General features: G+C 62.6%; 2 protein-coding genes. Both read right to left on the reverse strand.

What is annotated here, in order from left to right:
* Positions 1 to 1,512: amidohydrolase (locus VG320_RS00075; protein WP_327198152.1), on the reverse strand; the 1,512-nt coding region annotated here is incomplete at its 3' end.
* A gap of 92 nt (positions 1,513 to 1,604) precedes the next feature.
* Complete coding sequence (locus tag VG320_RS00080; protein ID WP_327198153.1) at positions 1,605 to 2,240, reverse strand: hydrolase; 636 nt, start codon at positions 2,238 to 2,240, stop codon at positions 1,605 to 1,607.
* Positions 2,241 to 2,555 lie beyond the last annotated feature (315 nt).

Consider the following 2,555-nt stretch of genomic DNA (forward strand, 5'->3'; position numbering starts at 1 on the left):
CACGAGCGCACCCTTTTTCGTCTCGTCGTTCGAGAACCATGCGCTGCCCACGGTATAGCGACGCAAGGCCTCCATGCGTTCGAGCCGGTCGCGCTGTGCGTACATCTGCGTACCGCCAACGGTGCGGCCTGAGACGAGCCAATAGAGCGAGACGAACGGGTTGTAGCTCGCCACGCGCGTCGCGTCGGTGCCAGCGCCCACGGGCAGACCCGCTTCGAGCATCTGGCGCACCGGCGGCGTGCGCGCGGCGGCTTCGGCGCCGTAGCGCGAGATGAAGTATTCGCCCTGAAACGCCATACGGTGCTGCACGGCGATGCCGCCGCCCAGTGCCGCAATGCGCTCGATATTGCGCGGGGAAATCGTCTCGCAGTGGTCGAAGAACCAGCGCAGGCCGTTGAACGGCGTGTCCCGGTTCACGCGCTCGAATACGTTCAGAAAGCGCTCGATCGATTCGTCGTAAGTCGCGTGCAGTCGCCACGGCCAGCGGTTTTGCACCAGCAGGCGCACGACGTCTTCAAGCTCCTGCTCCATTCCGTCTGGCAGATCGGGGCGCGGCTCCAGGAAGTCTTCGAAGTCGGCGGCGGAGAACACCAGCATCTCGCCCGCGCCGTTGACCTTGAGGAAGTCGTCGCCATCGCCGGGACGCGTGGCCTTGACCCATTTGGCGAAGTCCTCGATCTCGCGCTTCGCGTTCTGCGTGAACAGGTTGTAGGCGATGCGTACCGTCAACTGGTCCTGCTTCGCCAGATCCATAATGACTTCGTAGTCCTCCGGATAGGCCTGATATCCGCCGCCCGCGTCGATTGCGCTCGTCACGCCCAGACGGTTCAGCTCGCGCATGAACTGGCGCGACGAATTCTTTTGATCTTCCAGCGCGAGCTTCGGGCCCTTCGCGAGCGTTGCGTAAAGCAGCCCTGCATTGGGGCGCGCAATCAGCATGCCGGTGGGATTGCCTCGCTTGTCGCGCTGGATTTCGCCGCCCGGCGGGTTCGGCGTGTCGCGGTCGTAGCCGGCCGCGCGCAGCGCCGCTGCATTGAGCAGCGCGCTATCGTAGAGGTGCAGGATGAAGACTGGCGTATCGGGCGCGATCGCGTTGATTTCTTCGAGCGTCGGGCCGCGTTTTTCCTCGAACTGGAATTCGTTCCAGCCGCCCACCACACGCACCCATTGCGGGGCGGGCGTGCGGGCGACCTGCTCGCGCAGCATCTGCAGCGCGTCGCGCAGTGACGGCACACCATCCCAGCGCAGCTCCATGTTGAAATTCAGGCCACCGCGGATCACGTGCAGATGCGAGTCGTTGAGACCCGGAATCACGGTGCGGCCATTCAGATCGATACGGCGTGCGTCGTCGCGCGCCCATTGCATGACATCGCGGTCGTTGCCGCTCGCAACGATCTTGCCGTCGGCAACCGCCAGCGCGGTCGAGAACGAGCGGCGCTCGTCCTGGGTGGCGATCTTGCCGTTGTAAATCACCAGGTCGGCGATGCGGCGAGGTTGATCAAGGGCGCTCATCGACGCTCTCCTGTTTAGTGCGTGGTTACGTGCGGTGCCTGCAATACGTGAAGCGCACGGTGCCGCTCTGGACACCGCGCGCCAGCCCGCTATCAGCCCGCCTCGCTCGCGTGTTCGCCGAGGATCTGCTTCGCGTAACGCACGCCAATGCCGTAAGCGCTGTGCGCCTTGAAGATGTCCATGCAACCTTCGTAGGTCTCGCCGCGCGCCCAGTCGCGTTGCAGTTCGCACATGAACTGCAGCGAGTTCATCGGCACCGCGCCCGCCTGGACGATGCGCTGCACGGCGCGCTCGTGCGCTTCTTCCGTGATGTCGCCGCAGGCGTCGGTCGGCACATAGATTTCGAAGCCTTCCGCCAGCATCTGGATGGTCGGGAACGTGACGCACACTTCGGTCCACAAACCCGCGATCACGATCTTCTTGCGGCCCGTGGCCTTGATCGCCTCGCGAAAGCCCTTGTCTTCCCACGAGTTCATCGAGGTGCGGTCGATCGGCTTGATTTCAGGAAACACCGCCTGTACTTCGGGCAGCAGATGGCCGCTGAACGAATCGGCGGCGATGGTCGTGAGAATGGTCGGCACCTTGAAGAGCTTCGCGGCCTTGGCGAGAATCTGCACGTTGTGCAGGACCGTGGTGCGCTCATGCGAGTGCGTGCCGAAGAACATCTGCGGCTGGTGATCTATCAGCGCGAGTGCGCAGGTGTCAGGGGTCAGCAGTTCAAAAGCCATGTGAAGCTCCGTTCAGGTGTCGAGGTGGATCGGCAGGATTGCGCACGATGTTCCGATGCAGCCGGCCGTGCATTTCTGGGCTACAGATTAGAGAGCGGCCGCCTTAAAGTCCTGTCTAAAACCTGAAGCGTTATGAAAGCGGCTATGGCTTGAATGCCGTATTTGCACCAATTAAAAAGCCGCCCGATATCGCTATCGGGCGGCTTTTATGGCTGCTTTAAAGCGCGTTTAATTACGCTTTCAGGAACGCGAGCAGATCCTGATTCACCTGGTCGACGTGCGTGCTGCACATGCCGTGCGGCGCGCCCGCATAGA

This window comes from Paraburkholderia sp., from assembly GCF_035948235.1.
Classification (GTDB): Bacteria; Pseudomonadota; Gammaproteobacteria; order Burkholderiales; family Burkholderiaceae; genus Paraburkholderia.

Bases quoted from the DNA above. Each gene is read 5' to 3' on its own strand.
- VG320_RS00080 (WP_327198153.1), bottom strand. From the start codon at position 2,240: ATGGCTTTTGAACTGCTGACCCCTGACACCTGCGCACTCGCGCTGATA.